This window comes from Paenibacillus piscarius, from assembly GCF_022234545.1.
Lineage (GTDB): Bacteria > Bacillota > Bacilli > Paenibacillales > Paenibacillaceae > Paenibacillus_AQ > Paenibacillus_AQ piscarius.
The window spans coordinates 61,881-80,901 of the sequence record NZ_JAIEUI010000025.1; the positions used below are offsets into that span (position 1 = coordinate 61,881).

A 19,021-nucleotide genomic window follows, 5' to 3' on the forward strand; every position below is an offset into this window, starting at 1 on the left:
ACGATGAAGCAGCTCGGTAGTCAGACCTGGGAATTTACAAGCCGTCCTGTCATCCTTGGAAGCTCCGCCGTCGTGGGTCCGGAGGAAGGGGAAGGGCCGCTCGCGTCCAGCTTCGACTTCATCTACGATACGCTGGAGATGGGCGAGAAGACATGGGAGAAGGCAGAGCGGGCCTTATTCGAGAAGGCCGCCAAGCTGGCTCTGATGAATGCGAATCTGGATCAGGACAAGCTGGAATTCTTCATCGGCGGCGACCTGATGAACCAGATAATCAGCAGCTCCTTCGCCGCACGCAAGCTCGGCGTACCCTACCTGGGCGTCTTCGGTGCCTGCTCCACCTCGATGGAGAGTCTGGCCATCGCCGCTATGATCGTCGATTCCGGCGGCGGGAAGGTGGCGCTCGCCGGAACCTCCAGCCATAACTGCACTGTGGAGAAGCAGTTCCGCTTCCCGACCGAATATGGCTCGCAGAAGCCTCCAACCGCCCAGTATACGGTTACCGGTTCAGGCTGTGCCGTCGTTGGAGTCAATGATGGAACCGTGAAGGGACCGTATGTGGTACATGCCACCCTTGGCCGGATCATGGACCTGGGTCTGAAGGACCCGTTCAATATGGGGACTGCCATGGCCCCGGCTGCGGCGGACACGATTACGGCGCACTTCCGGGATACGGGGTTGTCTCCAGGCCATTATGACCTCATTGTCACGGGGGATTTGGCGTCTATCGGCTTGCCGATTGCCAAGGATCTGCTGGCCAAGGAGGGCATCCCGATGGAGGAGACGGTCTTCAATGACTGCGGCCTCATGATGTATGATCTGGACAAGCAGAAGTACGTTATTGCCGGGGGAAGCGGTGCAGGCTGCTCAGCCACCGTTACCTTCGGGCATATTATGAAACGCATGAAGAAGGGCGAACTGAAGCGTGTACTAATAGTGGCAACCGGAGCGCTGCTCTCGCCGCTGTCTTATCAGCAAGGTGAGAGCATTCCGTGCGTAGCCCATGCGGTGGCTCTGGAGAGCGGAGGTGAAGAGGCATGATTTATTTATGGGCGTTTCTGGTGGGCGGGGCCATCTGTGTGATCGGCCAGCTGATGTTCGATGTGCTGAAGCTGACGCCGGCCCATACGATGAGTACGCTGGTCGTCCTTGGAGCGGCTGCTGACGCCTTCGGCATCTATGATCCGCTGGTGAAATTCGCCGGGGCCGGAGCCAGCGTCCCGATTACCAGCTTCGGGAACTCGCTGGTCCACGGAGCACTGACCGAGCTTGAGCGCGACGGCTGGGTCGGGGTCGTTACCGGGATCTTCGATGTGACCAGCGCGGGGATATCTGCAGCAATTGTCTTCTCCTTCCTGGCGGCATTAGTAGTGCGACCGAAGGGGTAAGCCTCCCCTTTAACTTATGCGGACCGCTTCTGGCGGTCTTTTTTTGCATGAAAATTAGTGGTGCAGCGGAGGTGCACGGGTCGAATATATGCGAAAACCGAGCACAATGTGCTGGGGGAGGCGCGAACATCCAATGTATGCAGAAAACCTAATACATTTGCTGCAACGCAGAGGGGGTTGTGCGGGGCCTTTTTGCAAGCGATGGGATAAATTCACTGGGCCTGACATGTACTTTGGGTACTCCTATCATGTAAAATGTATATATTACGGCTTATTCTGAATTAGGAGGTTCACCGTATATGCCCCTACGTCAAGAATCGACGCAAATTATGAAGGCTGTCCGCACTAATCTGGAATCTTGTATTCTTGGTAAACGTTTTGAAATAGAACTGCTGCTTACCGCGCTGCTCGCAGGCGGACATGTTCTGATTGAAGATGTTCCCGGCACGGGCAAAACCCAGCTGATCCGCGCGCTCTCCCGCTCCATGTCCGGCGAGTACCGCCGGATTCAATGCAACCCGGATATTCTTCCGAGTGATATAACCGGTGTATCGGTGTACCATCCCCGCGATGAGATGTTCCATTTCCGCCCCGGGCCGGTCATGACCAATATTCTGCTGGCGGATGAGATCAACCGCGCGACCACCAAGACCCAGTCGGCACTGCTGGAAGTGATGGAGGAACGCAATGTCACGGTGGACGGGGAGACCTATCCGCTTCCTCATCCGTTCATGCTCTGCGCCACCCAGAACCCGATTGATTTCGAGGGAACCTATACGCTTCCCGAGGCCCAGCTGGACCGCTTCATGCTGCGGATCAGCCTGGGTTATCCCGATGCGGATACGGAGAAGAATCTGCTGCTGACCCATCAGGAGGGCCAGCCGGTAGACCGGCTGACTCCGGTCACCGACATGAATACAATCGCAGCCATCCAGGAGGAGATCCGCGATATCTATATCAGCGACCCGGTGCTGAACTATCTGCTGGACGTAGTGCGTCATACCCGGGTGCACCCGCAGGTGCTGCTGGGCGCAAGCCCCCGGGCTTCGCTCTCTTTCATGATGGCCTGCAAGGCGTACGCTTTCATTCAGGAACGCGACTATGTGCTGCCTGATGATGTAAAGACCCTCACCCCATATGTCTTGGGACACCGCATCCTGCTGCGGCCGGAATCCCGCCTGGACAATATCAGTATGGATTCACTGCTGAACAAGCTCCTGCAGGGCATTCAGGTGCCTGTCACCATGAGGCAATAAGATGAGAGCCTTACTAGAAAGGGCGGCGGCTGCGGTCGAGCTGAGGAAGTTCATGGGCGTGCTGGCGATTTGGGTCATCACCCTGTTCTATGTGCTTTTTCAGGGCGGCAAGACGTCGTTCATGCTGTTTATTATGGTGTCGGTATTGATTCTGTATTTATTCATCGGGGGGCTTGAAGGGGTGAGGCGGGCCAAGGGTATCCGCAGCTTCTCTTCTGAGCAGGATAAGCCTGATCTGCTCCATGCCGGGGGCCATCTGCGGGTGAAGCTGGAGGTGACAGTTCCGGGCTTCCTGCCGCTGCCCTATGTCGTGGTGCGTGAGATCCTGAAGCGCCACAACGGCGAATCCTGGGTGTTCGAGGAGAGCCTGATCCCCAATATGGGCGGACGGGGAGAGCTGATGTTCCAGACGCCCGCCCTGGAGCGGGGCCGCTATGCCTTCGAGAGCACGGATATCCTCAGCGAGGACATCTTCGGCCTGATGGAGCACAAGGGATCCTTCAAGGCGGAGGGACAGTTCCGGGTGATGCCGCGGGCGGTCGTGGTGCCGCGCTGGCAGCTCTATGAGCGCAAGGCCCGCCTGTCCGGGCCGCAGGTCTCCTTGCTCCAGTCGCGGCGGGAGACCACGCAGATCAACGGTGTCCGCGATTATGTCTACGGCGACCGGCTGACGCGCATCCACTGGAACGCGACGGCGAAGACCGGCGAATGGAAGTCCAAGGAATTCGAGCATGAATCGGTTCCGCGGACAATCCTGGTGCTGGACGGCAGCTCGAGCGGCTACTACAACGCCGCCCAGTTCGAGCTGGCGGTATCCATTACCGCCTCATTGCTGGGCTTCGGTGTCCGGGAACGGATAGGCATCGGCCTCTGCTGCCTCGATAAGCACAGTAAGGTGTTCAGTCCGGCTGAAGGCAATGCCGAGCGTCAGAAGATGATCCAGTATTTAATTGATATCAATGCAGAAGGCCGGGGTTCGTTGATTACCAGGCTGGAGAAGGTGGAGCGGATGCTCCCCAAAGGCGCGTACTTCGTTCTGATCAGCCCGCAGAGCGGCCGCGAGGTGCTGGATACTCTGCGCTGGGCAGACAGCCGGGGCATGACGCCGTCCCATGTTCATGTCCTTCATTCCTCCGGGAAATACCGGGCCGCGGAATGGCACAGCATTCTTCATTCCCATGGCGTGACCGGCTACAGCATCAGTGCGCTCCAGGAGCTGCCTGCTGCACTTGGAGGTGATTCTGCCCGATGAAGCGATGGGGACAAGCGATCCGATCTTCCTGGCACCACGGGCTGACCCTGCTATGGCTGCTTATCATCGCCCTGCAGTGGGTCTCGTACACTGCGCCCGTCTGGCTGCAGCAGACAAGCGTTGCCGTTGCAGTGACGCTATTCATTGTTGTTATTATCGAAATCATTCTTCCGTTCAAAAGTGTCTACCGTCTTCTGGCCGAAGGCGCAGCTATACTCTATATTGTGTACGACATTATTCTGAAATATGAAGTCTATGTTCCCGATCCGATGCTGCCGCCGCTGCCGGAGCGGCTTGCGGGGATCGCCGCGGCGATGAATCCGTACATCTGGTTCGCCCTGGGGTCCTGGCTGCTGCTGCTGGTATGTGCCTGGTGGGTCAACAGCAAATCGCGGGTGCTGATGTTCATCGCGATGAATATTACCGCCTTCGCCGCCCTGGATTCGTTCACGACAGCCGTCCTGTGGCAGGAGGTGGCCTGGACGGTATTCGCGGGGATGGGCTGGCTGGTGACCCGGCATCTGCGGAATTTCCAGCTGCATTATCCCCGGGGCTGGACTTACATGCTGAAGTATCCGATGAAGGTTGTACTGAATATAGCGATCATCTTCTCGCTGGTGATTATTGTCGGGGTGAATATGCCGGGTGTGCGGCCGACACTGACAGATCCTTATACGGCCTGGCAGCATTGGAACGGGAAGTCCGTCTCTTTAGGAACCTCCTCCGGCGGCAGTGACAGTGCAGGCGGCGGAACGGGCAGCGGCGGAACCACCTCGGGCTACAGCCTGAATGACGATAACCTGGGCGGGGGCTTTAATTTTGACTATTCTCCGGTGATGACCGTTCAGACCGACCTGCGCACTTATATGCGCGGCGAGACCCGCAGCGTGTATTCAGGTAAAGGCTGGAGCGACGATAATACAGCAGACCGCGGTTTGCTTCGTCCCGTGCAGGTGGGAGAGCCGCTGGAACGCGCCGCTGCGCCTAAGGCCGAGACCCGTACCCTGAAGCAGATTGTCAGGATTGTAGGCGGCAACAGCTATCCGGTTCTCTTCGGCGGCTACTCCATATCGGCAGTTGACTCGATTGACGGGGAGGAACGCAGCAGCGGGTTGGCGTGGCGCAGCGAGGACAGCGAGCTGTTATGGAATGCTGCAAGCGACACGCGTGCGTTCCCGCAGACCTATGTGGTGACTTCAGAGGTGCCGGTTATTCCGTTTCAGGAATTAGGCAAGGAGACCTATCAGTCGCTATATGGCAATAGCAACGTTGACCCGAAGTATCTCCAGCTCCCGGATAATTATCCCGAGCGGGTCAAGGCGCTGGCCCAGGAGATTACCGCCCGGGCGCAGACGCCTTACGAGAAGACGATTCTGCTGCAGCAATATCTGCAGTCGACCTTCCCGTATACGAATCAGCCGGATACCTCACGGGCCCGGAGCAAGGACATGGTCGAGAGCTTCCTGTTCGATATCCAGGAGGGCTATTGTGATTATTATTCTACAGCCCTTGTAACTATGGCACGGTCCCTGGACATCCCGGCCCGCTGGGTGAAGGGGTATGCGCCGGGAGAGCAGGCCGAGATTCCGGACAGCGTGATGCTTCAGCAGGCCGCTGCCGGTTATGTAAATAACAACTATACCATCACGAATGCCGATGCCCATTCCTGGGCGGAGATCTATTTCGGTGATTACGGCTGGGTTCCTGTAGAGGCAACGCCCGGGTTCGATGTCCCTGTGCTGGCACAGAGCGGGGAAGAGAGTACTGACCTGCCTGACGTTCCCGAGACGGAAGAGGTTCAGCCTGAACAGTCAACGCCTGCCCGGAAGGATAACGGGAACAGCTTCCATCCCGGATATTGGGCTGTGGCAGGAGCAGCAGTACTGCTCCTGCTCTGGAGCGGATTCCTGCTCTGGCAGCGGCGGATGAGTCTGCTGTTCCTGATCTCGCGGATGCGTGTCCGCCGCCAGCCGACCCCTGCGCACAAAGTTGTCGCAGAAACCGAGCGGTGGGTAAGGTATATGCGCAGAAAGGGAATGCTGAAGGAAGAGCATGAGACGCTGCGCGAAGCCGTGGACCGGTGGAGCCGTGAACGTCCGGCAGTGGCCGGGAATCTGTCGCTGCTCCTGGCCTTGTTCGAGCGGGCGTATTACAGCCCGGAGGTTATTGAAGACAAAGACTGGCACAGCGTGTATACTGAAGCTTTGCGGCTGCGAAATGGCATGAAGATCCGCAGGTAATGCCGGGCAGCGGCCAAGAACAGACCGGAATTTTTGCTTCTTAAACAGTCATTAGTGCCGGGCAATCAGTTTCCTGTATAAAAATGAGGTGAAAAGAATTGTTTAAAAGGTTAGTTCCCAAACTCCGGGTCAATACGGTGTTTGATATTTCGCTGGAAGAGCTGTACCGTCAAGGCTACCGGGGAATCATTACCGATCTGGATAATACGCTGGTCGGCGCCAAGGCGCCGCTGGCGACGCCCGAGCTGCTGCTCTGGTTCGAGAAGGTGAAGGAGATCGGCTTCAAGCTGGTTATTGTCTCGAACAATAATATGGACCGGGTATCGCGCTTTGCGACACCGCTGAACATCGAGTATGTGCATCAGGCCCGCAAGCCGAGCAACTCTCCGTTCCTCCGGGCCATGAAGCTGATGGGCCTGGGACCGGAGGAGACCATCGTGGTCGGAGACCAGATGCTTACCGATGTGTACGGCGGCAACCGCCTGGGATTGTTCACGGTGCTGGTGCTGCCGATCTCCGTCAAGGACGAGGGATTCGGCACCCGGATCAACCGCAGGGTGGAGCAGATTGCCCTGACGCGGCTGCGCAAGCAAGGATTGTGGCATGAGGAGGATAAATCTTAATGAGTTCAATGAACAACGACATTCAGCGGCCGGTGAAATGCAGCGGCTGTGGGATTAAGCTTCAGAGCAAGGACAAGGAGCAGCCCGGCTATATCCCGGAGAGCGCCTTTGAACGGGAGCCGGTGATCTGCCAGCGCTGTTTCCGGATCAAGAATTACAATGAAGCTTCTTCGGTATCGGTGGATCAGGATGAATTCCTGAAGCTGCTCAGCGGAGTGGGCGAGAAGAACGCGCTGGTGATTCATATCGTGGATATTTTTGATCTGGAGGGTTCACTAATCTCCGGCCTGCAGCGGTTTGTCGGCAACAACCAGGTCATTCTGGCAGTCAACAAAATCGACCTGCTGCCCAAAGTAACGAACTGGAACAAGCTGCGCAACTGGATGCAGCAGCGCTGCAAGGAGCATGGGCTGCGCACGGTGGAGATCGTGCTGGTCAGCGCGAAGCGCAACCAGGGCTTCGACCGTCTGCTGGAGGCGGTCGCCGATCTGCGCGGACAACGTGACGTCTATGTGGTCGGGGCAACCAACGTCGGCAAATCGACGCTGATCAACCGGCTGATCTCCGATTACAGCGATCTGGATGAAGAGCTGACCACCTCCCGTTACCCGGGCACCACACTGGATATGGTCAAGATTCCGCTGGATGATGGACACTTTATAATCGATACCCCGGGAATCGTCTACCCATGGCGGTACAGCGAGCTGGTGGAGCGCAAGGATCTGGGCGCCGTGATGCCGGAGAACCCGCTGAAGCCTGCGGTATACCAGCTGAATGAAGGCCAGTCGCTGTTCTTCGGGGGGCTGGGCCGCTTCGACTTCATTCAGGGCGAGCGCCAGTCCTTCACCTGCTACATCAGCGGTACGCTGAAGATTCACCGCACGAAGCTGGAGCGCGCAGACTCTCTGTATCAGGACCACCGCGGCGAGATGTTATCGCCGCCGGGAACCGCGGATATGGATAAGCTGCCGCCTTGGCAGCGCCATGAATTCCGCATCGGCAAGAATGCACAGACGGATCTGTTCATCTCCGGCCTCGGCTGGATTAAGGTGAACAGCACCTCTGGGGCAGTCGTTGCTGTCCATGTACCGCGCGGCGTCAAGGTGCTTACGCGTCCTTCGCTGATCTAACCGTAGAGGAGGACGACCTATGACCGGGACAGGCAGGAACATACAGGACGTACAGCAGGAGCTTCTGCTGGGGGTGATGGGTGACCCTATCGCCCAGTCCAAATCTCCGTTAATGCATGGAGCAGCACTCCGGGCGCTGGGACTTCCCGGCGCTTATGTACCGCTCCATATCATGCCGGACGAGCTGGGCGAGGCAGTACAGGCGATCCGCACGCTTGGCTTCCGCGGGGTGAATGTCACGATTCCGCATAAGGTGGCGGTCATGCAGTATCTGGACCGGCTGGATGCAAGCGCTGTGGATGTGGGCGCGGTCAATACCATTGTGAACGACAACGGGGTCTTGACCGGGTTCAACACCGACGGCATCGGCTATGTCCGTTCGCTGAAGACAGAGGCAGTCCCGGAGCTCTCGGGCTCCCGTATTCTGGTGATCGGAGCCGGAGGGGCGGCCAGAGGGATTGTGTCTGCGCTGCTTAAGGAGCAGCCGGCATCGGTCCTGATCGCCAACCGCAATGAGGAACGGGCGCATCATCTGGCAGAGAGCTTCGGCAGCCGGGGAAGTGTAGCCGGTGCGGGGATGGAAGCTGTCCCCGGTATGATTGGCGGAATGGATATCGTGATTAATACGACGTCGGTAGGCATGTATCCCTCTATGGAGGAGATGCCAATCGATCCGGCCGGGCTGCATGAAGGTATGGTGGTCAGCGATCTGATCTATAATCCGCTGCATACCCGGCTGCTGACAGAGGCTCTGAAGCGGGGCTGCACCGTTCACGGCGGGCTGGGGATGTTTGTGTACCAGGGGGCGTATGCCTTTGAATACTGGACAGGACTTGAAGCGCCTGCGGAGATTATGCGCCAGACCATCGAGGAGTGCCTCGGGGGCAGTGCAGACAAATGATTTCTCCCCATATCGGGGTATAATAGAATTATATATGTTTAATTAAGGAGTTTTTCTATTTATGTTAACTGGTAAACAAAAACGCTATTTACGCTCACTGGCCCATCACCTCGATCCTGTCTTTCAGGTCGGTAAAGGCGGCGTTAACGATCATCTGATCCGCCACATTGAAGAGGCGATTGAGAAGCGCGAGCTGATGAAGATCAGTGTGCTGAACAACAACGCGGACGATCCCAAGGAGATTGGTGCGGCGCTTGCCGAGCAGTCCGGCTCCGAGCTGGTGCAGGTGATCGGCAAGACCATCGTGCTGTACAAGGAATCCCGCGACAACAAAACGATTGAGCTTCCCCGCTAGGAGGTAAACACCTTGAAAGTAGGAATCATGGGAGGAACCTTCGATCCTCTGCATATCGGGCATATGATGGCAGCGGAGACCGCGCGGGAGAGTTACGGCCTGCACGAAGTCTGGTTCATGCCTTCGCATATTCCGCCGCACAAGCATGAAGCCGGGGCCACAGGCGAAGAGCGGCTGTCGATGGTACGGGAGGCGGTGAAGAATCACCCGTCCTTTGGCATCCTCGACTGGGAAATCGTCAGAGGCGGGGTGTCCTATACGCTGGAGACGGTGATCGGCCTGCAGGAGGAGTATCCGCAGCATGAATTCTTTTTCATTGTGGGTGCAGATATGGTTCAGTATTTGCCTAAGTGGCAGGGGATTGAGGAGCTGGTGAAGCGGCTCGTCTTCATCGGAGTCGGCCGTCCGGGCACGCCGCTTGATCTCGGGCTGTTGCCCGGCTTCATTGCCGGAAGGGTGCTGCTGGCGGATATGCCGCTGGTGGATATCTCCTCGACGATGCTCCGGGCCCGCGCTGCGGAGGGCAAATCGATCCGTTATATGGTGCCGGACGCTGTGTATGATTATGTTCAGAGGAGTGGATTGTATGGAGTACAGCCGCGAAGCGCTGATTGAGCAGGTCTCCGGCCAGATGCCGGACAAACGCTGGAAGCATACCCTTGGCGTCATGGCCTCCTCTGTGGAGCTGGCGCACCGTTACGGCGCTGATCCGGCCCGTGCCGAGACGGCGGCGATTCTGCATGATGTGGCCAAGTATTGGCCTGTGGAGCGGATGCGTGAGGTCATTGAGCAGAACGGGCTGTCTGCAGAGCTTCTCCGGTACGACAAGCAGCTGTGGCACGCCGAGGTGGGCGCTTATGTCGCTGGGCATGATTACGGCATCCGGGATGCTGAAGTGCTGGACGCGATCCGCTACCATACCTCAGGACGGGAGAACATGACCCTGCTGGACAAAATCGTCTGTCTGGCTGATTATATCGAGCCTGGACGCGATTTTCCCGGAGTGAATGAGATCCGCAGGCTGGCAGAGTCCAGTCTGGAGGAAGGGCTGGTCGCCGGGTTCGATTCGACGATCAGCCTGCTGCTTGCGAAGCGCCGGATCGTGTTCCCGCTTACGGTGCTGGCGCGCAACGATTTAGTAAGAACATTGGAGGATAAACAATGAGTGTAAATTCAAACAAGCTGCTGGAGCTGGCCCTGAACGCCGTCCAGGATAAAAAAGCAATGAACGTGGTCGCCCTGGATCTGCGCAACGTATCACCGATCTCTGATTATTTCATTATCTGCCACGGTAATTCCGATACTCAGGTTCAGGCGATCGTTACGGAGGTACGCAAGGTTGTGCATGAAGCGGGCGGGATCATTAAGGGCATCGAGGGAATGGATGCGGCGCGCTGGGTGCTGATGGATCTGGGCGATGTAATTGTCCATGTTTTCCACCGCGATGAACGCGAATACTATAACATTGAGCGTCTGTGGTCAGATGCGAAGGTTGTGGAGACGGTATGAGTCTGATTGCTGGAACGACGGTAACGCTTGAAGTGATGCGGGAGGTATCCCCTTACGGGTACTTCCTGAGCGCGGGCGATGAGGATATTATGCTTCATTATACCGAACTGGTGGGCAGCAAGCCGAAGATTGGCGACAAGGTGGAGGTCTTCATCTTCTTCGATACGGAGGACCGCCCTGCGGCGACGATGAAAAAGCCTTATCTCACCCTTGGCGAGATGGCTCTGCTGGAAGTGGCTGATATCCATCCGCGCCTGGGCTGCTTCCTGGAGATGGGGCTAGGCCGCCAGCTGCTGCTGCCGCTCGGAGAGCTGCCTGAGCTGGTAGAGCTGCGTCCGCAGATTGGCGACAAGGTATTCGCCATCATGGAGCATGACAAGCAGGGCCGCCTGCGGGCCAAGCTGGCCGGCGAGCAGGAGCTGGCGCCGCTGGCGGTGCCTGCCCCTGCCTCCTGGCAGGGACAGTCTGTTACAGCCCGGGTGTACAAGCCGCTGCAGATGGGAACCTTCGTCCTTGTGGATGCCGGTGTGCTGGGCTTCGGTATCATCGGCATGGTGCATTCCTCCGAGCGCAGCCGGCTGCTGCGTCTGGGTGAAGTGATTGAAGCACGGATCACGCATATCCGTGAGGATGGCCGCGTGAATCTCAGCATGGGCCACCGCAAGGAGGTTGGCCGGGATGTCGATTCAGCCGCGCTGCTGGAGTTCCTGAACTCCCGCCCGGGCGGCGGGATGCCGTATTCGGATGCCACGCCGCCCGATATTATCAAGCAGCGTTTTGGCATCAGCAAGTCCGCCTTCAAGCGTGCGCTCGGCAAGCTGATGAAGGAAGGTCTGATCGTCCAGAAGGAGAACTGGACCTATCTGGCGGACCGGGAAGGGAACAGCAGCCCTGCCCCTGATGCGGATTCGGATGAACAATAGTACAAAGAAAGCGGTGTAGCAGTGTCTTCCTATGGCAAATTTGCTTATGTTTACGATGCGCTGATGGCGGACATGCCTTATACGGACTGGCTGGCCTTTGCCGAGACCGCCTGGAGCAGGTACGGCAAGCCGCATACCGTAGCTGAGCTTGGCTGCGGGACAGGCAGCCTGACCCTTCCGCTGGCGGCGGCAGGCTACCATATGACCGGCATTGATCTGTCTTCGGACATGCTGTCGGTTGCCCGGCGTAAGCTGGAGGAGCAGCCGCAGGGCCGCAGATTCCTGCGGGAGGGCAGTGTGCAGTGGGTGCAGCAGAACATGAAGGAATGGGAGCTGCCGGAGCCGGTGGACGCCGTCATCTCCTTCTGTGACTGCCTGAATTATGTGCTGGAGGAACCGGACATCCGGTCTGTATTCGCCAGTACGTATGCCGGACTGAAGCCGGGCGGCACCTTCCTGTTCGATGTCCATCATCCGAACACCCTGATACGCTACGAGGAAGAGCAGCCCTTCGTGCTGGATGAGCCGGACATCTCCTATATCTGGACCTGTGAGCTGGATGTACCCCGCCGGGAGATTGAGCATCATCTGTCCATCTTCGCCCGCGAGGAGGGCCGCCACGACGTCTACCGCCGGTTTGAAGAGATCCACACGCAGCGGGCGTATGATCCCGGGTGGATGAAGCAGGAGCTGCTTGCCGCCGGATTCCGCGAGGTGTCAATCTATGCGGACTTTGAGTGGATTGAGGCGGACGATTCGGCGCAGCGGCTGTTCTATGTGGCGGTGAAGTGAAGCTCTTTAAGAACTGAACTGGCAGCGTGAGCGTCACTCCGGTGAACATTTGGACTTCCGGCCGCTGCCCATCCCCAGATTTCTTGATTTATACCGTTGTTTGCGGATGAAATCCGGTGACTAGCTGATGCTTACGATGCGAGCTTTCCTGCAGAAAGCTTTCAGGCGGACGCTACCGCTCCTACAGTTCCAAATTTCCCCTCCGCTCCTCCGCTTTGCGTTACATTCTTTAAGAGCTTCTTGAAATGATTAGTACTATTAAAGGTCCCTGCCATCGGGTGGGGGCCTTTTTGCGTTGTTATTTAGTAGGGTCCATTGCCGGCGTATGCGGAAAACAACATACAATGTGCAGCTGCAAGGGTGAGCGAGGCGAATGTATGTGGAAAACAGCATACAATGTGCAGCTGCAAGGGGGAGCGGGGAGAATGTATGTGGAAAACAACATACAATGTGCAGCTGCAAGGGTGAGCGAGGCGAATGTATGTGGAAAACAGCATGCAATGTGCAACTGCGAGGGGGAGCTGGGCAAATGTATGTGGAAAACAACATACAATCGGTGCAGCTGCGGGGGTAGGCAGGGCCAATGTATGCGGAAAACAACATATAATGTGTAGCTGCGCGGGGACGGGTTTACTACTGTGCCGGTGTGCGGGTCCACAACACAGCAAACCAGGCCGCATCTCTCCGATACGGCCTGGCCATCTTCCAACACTGCTTACCGGTGCTCGAACAAATCGATGGTGCCGAGTACAATATGCGCCAGACCAAATCCAAGAATGCCGGTTGCAGCCACCTTATATCTGCTTCCCAGAAAAGCTGCACTCGAAGCGGTTACCACGGTCCCCAGTATGGCGGGTATCATCCCTTCACGCATACGAAACACTCCCTCACGGTAGATTGAAAGACATTCGTTAGTGTGTATAAATGACGCGCGAATTATACCCGCCCCGGTCAGTCTGCGGCTCCTGCGGTGGTCACATGGCCGGTGGGATCTTCCACCTCATGCACATTATAGAGCACACGCGCCAGCAGATCCTGGCTATAGTTGCCGAAATGCTTGCCGTAGATCGTCAGCCCGCGCTTGTTGACCGGCTTGTCGGTGACAGCGATGCGGAAGGTCAGCTCGCTCCGGTAATCCAGCTTGATGTCATTCAGCGTGATGTCCGAGATGCGGCATCCGTCGATGAAGCTGCCTTCATGGTTGATGCGGATTAGCTTGAGCATGCCATACTGATTGAGGTGGGGCGGCCACCAGTCGGGGTTGAAGGTACCGCGGATATCGCCGAAATCGCCAGGACTGGTCCAGGAGCCAATCTCGATACCGTTCACATAAAAGTACAGATCCGAGGGATAATTCTCGTTGTACCCGGGAGCCTCCGAGCCGATCTCCATGGAGAACTGGATCTCCCGGAAGCTCTGGTTCGCTTTGAGATAATTAGGGATACGGTATTCCAGGAAGCCTTCGGCCATCCAGATAATCTCGGAATCAATGCGCTGCGGGTCGGCGAAGTAACGAGGCTCGTCAAAATCGCCGATGATGCTGTCCTTGGTAGCCAGTCCGCAGGTTGGAACCGCCTGATAATTGCTGTAATGGCCCACTTGAATCTCGACCTCGTACAGATTATCGACATCCTTGCTGCGCAGATCCACCATCAGCTTATCCTTGTTCAGGTAACAGACCTTCTGAATGCCGTGCTTGCCGACCGCTGTATTAATCTCGATTAAGCCGCTCTCCTCCAGCTTCTTGATATGCATGGTGATCGCTCCGTTGCTAAGGTTCAGCTTCTTGGCAATTTCATTAAGGTTCAGGGCCTGATTGGTCGCCAGCAGCTCCAGAATCTGGATGCGGATTTCCGAGCTGAGCGCCTTGAAAATATCGATTCCGCTCATCAGATCTTTGATATAAATCATAGTTACAGTACCTTCTTCCAGTAGGTTACTTAATCAGAGACTATTTTATAAAATTATAAACTAATCACCCGGAAAAAGGAAGTAATCTTAACCTAAATATAAAATATTGTTAAACATAAGCGAATTTTTCGTAAAATCATCTGTTTATTTTAATTTATTTTAAACGATAAGGTGTGTATCAAGTGAAATTAGTCACTTTCCAATGAGAAAAAGTCAATATTTTTGTTTTGTTTTCTATTTATTTAAAAAGATTTAAACTTTTATATTTACAACAGACGTTTATATATGCTATTTTAAACCTGTAAGCGAATACATTCAATTGTTTCTCAATTGTTTGAGAAGAATGTGAAGCATTATGGTTTGTTCAGCAAATCCTAGGAGGGGTTACATGTTTAAGAAAAAGGGCTGGTTCACACTGCTGTCGTTAGTTCTTATGGTATCTGTTGTACTTACAGGCTGCGGCGGCGGGAACAATAAGGCATCGTCCGGGAACAACAGCGGTGGCGAAGCCACGGCGGGTGCAGACAAGAAGGATTCACAGGAAACCAAGAACCTGACCTTCATGTTCCGCGGGGGGACCGATGAGCAGAAGGCATATGAAGGTGTGGTGAAGAAGTTTGAAGCCGATCATCCGAATGTCAAGGTGAAGATTGTCATGACGGCGGCTGACCAGTATGCAACGAAGCTGAAGGCCTCGATCACAGGCAACAGTGTGCCGGATGTGTTTTATTTTGAATCGGGGGATTTGAAGGCCTATGTAAACAGCGGGATTCTGCTCGACCTGACCAGCTACATAGAGAATAACCCGAACATAGATCTTAATAATATCTGGAAGTACGGCGTCGACCTGTACCGTTATGACGGCACCATGGCCGGGCAAGGCAATCTGTACGGGATGCCGAAGGACGTAGGCCCGTTCGCACTCGGATATAACAAGACGATGTTCGAAGCAGCAGGGGTGCCGCTGCCGGACAAGGACAAACCGTATACGTGGGATGAATTCATTAAGGTCGCCCAGCAGCTTACCATCGATAAGGACGGAGACGGCAAAAAAGACCAGTTCGGCGCAGGCTTCAACGTACAGTGGGCCTTGCCTTCCTTCGTATGGAGCAATGGTGCGGACTGGCTGGATGCCACCAAGACCAAGGTGACCATTGATGAGCCGAAGTTCATCGAAGCCCTGCAATTCTTCGCTGACATGCAGCTGAAATACGGCATTACACCATCCACAGAGCAGGCTCAGACCCTCGATACGTACCAGCGCTGGATGAAGGGCGAGATGGCCTTTTTCCCGGTAGGTCCTTGGGATATGAGCACCTATGAGAAGCTGCCGTTCGAGTATGACCTGATCCCTTATCCGGCCGGCTCCACCGGCAAGAGCGCAACCTGGACCGGCTCGCTCGGCATCGGCGCTTCGGCGAAGACCAAGCACCCGGATGAGGCTGTAGAGCTGATTAACTACCTGACCGCATCGAAGGAAGGCATGGAAGCGCTGGTGAAGGCCAAGGTGCAGATTCCGAACCTGATTGATATGGCAAAAGAGTGGGCTGCCGATACCACCACCAAGCCGGCGAACAAGGAAGAATTCCTGCAGGTCGTGAACGAATACGGACGCGTGCTGCCGGGTCATTACACCTACAATGCGGAATGGTATAACCTGTTCTTCACCGATATCCAGCCTGTCCTGGACGGCAAGATTACCCCCGCAGAGTACGTGAAGGCAGAACAGCCGAAGATGCAGAAGCTGCTGGATAAGGCAGTGGAGCAGGAGGCCAAGTCCAAGAAGTAAGCCGGTTCACACGGTTATTATCCGAAATACAAGTGATGCCAAGTATCCTGTAACAACGGACTGGCATCACTTTATTTCTGGCCTATCTGAATTTGAGGTGATGTTATGAACGCCAAGTCCAATCTGTACCGCAAGGAGAGAATCTACGGATTTCTGTTCATCCTTCCTCCGGTGCTGGGGCTGCTGATCTTTACGCTCTACCCGATGATTTATTCGATCTATGGCTCATTTACGGATTGGGACGGCCTCGGCCAGATGAACTGGATCGGCCTGAGCAACTTCACAGACCTGCTGTCGGATGAACTGTTCCACAAGGCTTTATTCAATACGCTGTTCATGATGCTCGGGATTCCGATCGGGATTACGCTGGCGCTGCTGCTTGCGCTTGGGCTCAACCGGGGCGTACCCGGCACGACAGCGTTCCGGGTAATCTATTATGTTCCGGTGATCTCATCCCTGGCCGCTGTATCGATTATGTGGAACTGGGCCTATAACGGAGATTATGGTCTTGTCAATCAGTTTCTGGACCTGCTGGGCATCAGCGGACCGAACTGGATGGCCAATAAATATACGGTCAAGCCGGCGCTGATTATTATGGCGGTCTGGAAGGGCCTCGGTTATACGATGCTGCTCTATCTGGCGGCGCTCCAGAGCGTATCCAGATCCTATTATGAAGCGGCTGAGCTGGATGGAGCGAACGGCTTCCAGTCCTTCCGGCATATTACCTGGCCGATGGTACGGCCGGTAACCTTCTTCATCGTCGTGACCAATATTATTGGAGGATCACAGATTTTTACCGAGATGAACATTATGACCCCGACCGGCGGACCGGAATATGCTTCGGCCTCCGTTGTGTTCTACATCTGGCAGAAGGCCTTCGGCAATTTCCAGATGGGCTATGCCTCAGCCATGGCGGTCTTCCTCGGCGTGTTCATATTTGTCGTGACTCTAATCCAATTCCGGATGAACGAGAAGCAATCGTTCGATGTCGATTGAGCTGAAGGGGAGGAGACGATAAAGATGACGAGCAGAAGAAGAATGACCAATAGTATTATCTTTGTTTTATTATTAATCGGCGCAGTGTTCATGATCGGCCCGCTGCTCTGGATGCTGTCCACCTCGTTCAAGGATAAGCAGGACGTATTCGCCTTGCCTCCGGTGTGGATTCCAAGTCCCTTCCATTTCGATAAGTACAAAGAGATCTGGGAGGCTGGCCCGCTGCTGAGCGGGATTAGGAACAGTCTGACTATTGCGGTGACCGTGACGGTAGTAGGGACGTTTACCTCCAGTCTGGCGGCGTTTTCTTTTGCCAAATTGCGTTTTCCCGGCAAAAATAAGATATTCCTGCTGCTGCTGTCCTCGCTCATGATACCATATCCGGCGGTGATGATTCCGCAGTTCTTCATGTTCTCGAAGCTGGGCTGGATTGACACGCTGCTGCCGCTGATCGTTCCGGGCCTGTTCGGCAATATCGTGATGATCTTCTTCCTGCGGCAATACCTGAGCAGTGTGCCGAACGCGATCATTGAAGCGGCCAAAATTGACGGAAGCTCCTACTTCCGCCTGTACAGCTCGATTACATTCCCGCTGATCAAGCCGGCGGTCGCCGCCCAATTGATTCTGTGGTTCATGGGCATCTGGAATGATTATCTGGCGCCGATCATCTATCTGAATTCGCCGGAGAAGCAGACGCTCCAGCTTGTTATTGCGAACTTCAATGCGACCTATGCGATTCAGACGGACTATCCGCTGATTATGGCGGCTTCGATTATTGCCCTGCTGCCGATGCTGATCATCTTCCTGGTGTTCCAGAAGCAAATTATCGAATCTGTAGCCATCTCCGGCGTTAAGGGATAATGGGTACATATACAGAAGGAGAAACCATAATGAATACCAATAGAGACTATACCAATCCGCTGGTCGAGCAGCGGGCCGACCCTTGGGTCTACAAGCATACGGACGGCTATTATTATTTCACAGCCTCTGTACCGGAATATGACCGGATTGAAGTGCGCAGAGCTACGAGTATAGAAGGCTTAAGAGAAGCTGAGCCGGTGGTTGTCTGGCGCAAGTATGAGAGCGGTCCGCTCAGCGCCAACATCTGGGCACCTGAAATTCATTACATGGACGGCAAATGGTATATCTATTTCGCCGCTGCCCGCACCACGGAGACGAAGGAGGGGCTGTTCGACCACCGGATGTATGTGCTGGAGAATACTGCGGCGAATCCGCTGGAGGGCCAGTGGACGGAGAAAGGCCAGATGAAGACGGCCTGGGAATCCTTCGCTCTGGACGCCACGACCTTCGAGCATAAGGGCGTATACTACTATGTATGGGCGCAAAAGGACCCCGATATCGACGGCAACTCCAACCTGTACATCTCCGCGATGGAGAATGGCTGGACACTCACCGGTCCGCAGACGATGATCTCTATCCCAGAATATCCGTGGGAGGTGATCGGGTTCAAAGTGAATGAAGGAGCAGCCGTGCTGAAGCGGGGCGGCAAGATCTTCATGACCTTCTCGGCCAGCGCCACCGATCACAATTATTGTATGGGGCTGCTTACCGCCGATGAGGACAGCGACCTGCTGGATGCGGCCTCCTGGGTCAAGCATCCCGAGCCGGTGTTCCAGACCTGCGAGGAGAACGGCCAGTATGGCCCGGGGCATAACAGCTTCACCGTGGATGAGGATGGCGCGGATGTGCTGATCTACCACGCCCGCAACTATAAGGAGATCAAGGGTGATCCGCTCTACGACCCGAACCGCCATACCCGGGCCCAGCGCCTGCACTGGAACGAAGACGGTACGCCGGACTTCGGAGTGCCGGTGAAGGACGGCCGGGACAGGTTCTGATGATTAATTAGTTATGCAGAGTTACTCCGATATAGAGGTAGTCCGGGACAAGGATGTTGTCCTGGGCTGCCTCTTTTTGCCGAAGCGTCACATTAGGCTA

20 protein-coding genes are annotated in these 19,021 nt (G+C 55.6%); 18 read left to right on the forward strand and 2 right to left on the reverse strand.

Going from position 1 to position 19,021, the window contains the following annotated elements; genetic code table 11:
• The first annotated feature begins 3 nt into the window (after nt 1-3).
• The 14 genes from spoVAD to K1558_RS28190 all read left to right on the forward strand — a co-directional run bounded on the left by spoVAD (nt 4) and on the right by K1558_RS28190 (nt 12,366).
• Entirely contained in the window at nt 4-1,038 is a 1,035-nt protein-coding gene (gene spoVAD, locus K1558_RS28125; RefSeq protein WP_238655290.1) for a stage V sporulation protein AD, read from the forward strand.
• Nucleotides 1,035-1,385, forward strand: a complete 351-nt coding sequence (gene spoVAE, locus K1558_RS28130) for a stage V sporulation protein AE (RefSeq protein WP_238655291.1) — start codon at nt 1,035-1,037, stop codon at nt 1,383-1,385. Before spoVAD ends, spoVAE begins: the two co-directional genes overlap by 4 nt.
• 299 nt (nt 1,386-1,684) lie before the next feature.
• A complete protein-coding gene (locus K1558_RS28135) occupies nt 1,685-2,641 on the forward strand; it encodes an AAA family ATPase (protein ID WP_238655292.1) in 957 nt (318 codons plus the stop codon).
• Nucleotide 2,642: 1 nt separating this feature from the next.
• Nucleotides 2,643-3,893 (forward strand): DUF58 domain-containing protein, encoded by a 1,251-nt coding sequence (locus K1558_RS28140; protein WP_238655293.1) that lies wholly within the window; start codon nt 2,643-2,645, stop codon nt 3,891-3,893.
• Entirely contained in the window at nt 3,890-6,133 is a 2,244-nt protein-coding gene (locus K1558_RS28145) for a DUF4129 domain-containing transglutaminase family protein (protein ID WP_238655294.1), read from the forward strand. Before K1558_RS28140 ends, K1558_RS28145 begins: the two co-directional genes overlap by 4 nt.
• A gap of 98 nt (nt 6,134-6,231) precedes the next feature.
• The gene (locus tag K1558_RS28150; protein ID WP_238655295.1) at nt 6,232-6,756 is read left to right on the forward strand and encodes a YqeG family HAD IIIA-type phosphatase; all 525 of its coding nucleotides are present in this window, start codon (nt 6,232-6,234) and stop codon (nt 6,754-6,756) included.
• Between the two features lie 8 nt (nt 6,757-6,764).
• Nucleotides 6,765-7,886: a ribosome biogenesis GTPase YqeH gene (gene yqeH, locus K1558_RS28155; RefSeq protein WP_238655332.1), complete on the forward strand. Its 1,122-nt coding sequence runs from the start codon at nt 6,765-6,767 to the stop codon at nt 7,884-7,886.
• A gap of 19 nt (nt 7,887-7,905) precedes the next feature.
• Entirely contained in the window at nt 7,906-8,787 is an 882-nt protein-coding gene (aroE, locus tag K1558_RS28160; protein ID WP_238655296.1) for a shikimate dehydrogenase, read from the forward strand.
• Nucleotides 8,788-8,848: 61 nt separating this feature from the next.
• Entirely contained in the window at nt 8,849-9,142 is a 294-nt protein-coding gene (gene yhbY / locus K1558_RS28165) for a ribosome assembly RNA-binding protein YhbY (RefSeq protein WP_238655297.1), read from the forward strand.
• 12 nt (nt 9,143-9,154) lie between these two features.
• Nucleotides 9,155-9,757 (forward strand): nicotinate-nucleotide adenylyltransferase, encoded by a 603-nt coding sequence (locus K1558_RS28170; RefSeq protein WP_238655298.1) that lies wholly within the window; start codon nt 9,155-9,157, stop codon nt 9,755-9,757.
• Nucleotides 9,729-10,307: a bis(5'-nucleosyl)-tetraphosphatase (symmetrical) YqeK gene (gene yqeK, locus K1558_RS28175; protein ID WP_238655299.1), complete on the forward strand. Its 579-nt coding sequence runs from the start codon at nt 9,729-9,731 to the stop codon at nt 10,305-10,307. The genes K1558_RS28170 and yqeK overlap by 29 nt, the downstream gene beginning before the upstream one ends.
• On the forward strand, nt 10,304-10,651 hold the full coding sequence (gene rsfS, locus K1558_RS28180; RefSeq protein WP_238655300.1) for a ribosome silencing factor: 348 nt from the start codon (nt 10,304-10,306) through the stop codon (nt 10,649-10,651). The genes yqeK and rsfS overlap by 4 nt, the downstream gene beginning before the upstream one ends.
• The gene (locus tag K1558_RS28185; protein WP_238655301.1) at nt 10,648-11,574 is read left to right on the forward strand and encodes a CvfB family protein; all 927 of its coding nucleotides are present in this window, start codon (nt 10,648-10,650) and stop codon (nt 11,572-11,574) included. The genes rsfS and K1558_RS28185 overlap by 4 nt, the downstream gene beginning before the upstream one ends.
• A gap of 21 nt (nt 11,575-11,595) precedes the next feature.
• Nucleotides 11,596-12,366 (forward strand): class I SAM-dependent DNA methyltransferase, encoded by a 771-nt coding sequence (locus K1558_RS28190; RefSeq protein WP_238655302.1) that lies wholly within the window; start codon nt 11,596-11,598, stop codon nt 12,364-12,366.
• A gap of 715 nt (nt 12,367-13,081) precedes the next feature.
• Here K1558_RS28190 and K1558_RS28195 read toward each other — a convergent pair.
• Together K1558_RS28195 and K1558_RS28200 are read right to left on the reverse strand one after the other, a co-directional pair.
• On the reverse strand, nt 13,082-13,240 hold the full coding sequence (locus K1558_RS28195; protein ID WP_238655303.1) for an asparagine synthase: 159 nt from the start codon (nt 13,238-13,240) through the stop codon (nt 13,082-13,084).
• A gap of 77 nt (nt 13,241-13,317) precedes the next feature.
• Nucleotides 13,318-14,277, reverse strand: coding sequence for an ArsR/SmtB family transcription factor (locus K1558_RS28200; protein ID WP_238655304.1), 960 nt, complete (start codon nt 14,275-14,277; stop codon nt 13,318-13,320).
• 388 nt (nt 14,278-14,665) lie between these two features.
• On the opposite strand from K1558_RS28200, the gene K1558_RS28205 reads away from it, so the two are divergent.
• From K1558_RS28205 to K1558_RS28220, 4 genes are all read left to right on the forward strand, one after another.
• Nucleotides 14,666-16,066 carry an ABC transporter substrate-binding protein gene (locus tag K1558_RS28205; RefSeq protein ID WP_238655305.1) on the forward strand — a complete coding sequence of 467 codons (1,401 nt, stop codon included), beginning with the start codon at nt 14,666-14,668 and terminating at the stop codon, nt 16,064-16,066.
• Between the two features lie 105 nt (nt 16,067-16,171).
• Nucleotides 16,172-17,062, forward strand: coding sequence for a carbohydrate ABC transporter permease (locus tag K1558_RS28210; RefSeq protein WP_238655306.1), 891 nt, complete (start codon nt 16,172-16,174; stop codon nt 17,060-17,062).
• A 24-nt stretch (nt 17,063-17,086) separates the two neighbouring features.
• Nucleotides 17,087-17,923, forward strand: coding sequence for a carbohydrate ABC transporter permease (locus tag K1558_RS28215; protein ID WP_274529039.1), 837 nt, complete (start codon nt 17,087-17,089; stop codon nt 17,921-17,923).
• A gap of 29 nt (nt 17,924-17,952) precedes the next feature.
• Entirely contained in the window at nt 17,953-18,921 is a 969-nt protein-coding gene (locus K1558_RS28220) for a glycoside hydrolase family 43 protein (RefSeq protein WP_238655307.1), read from the forward strand.
• Nucleotides 18,922-19,021: the final 100 nt, after the last annotated feature.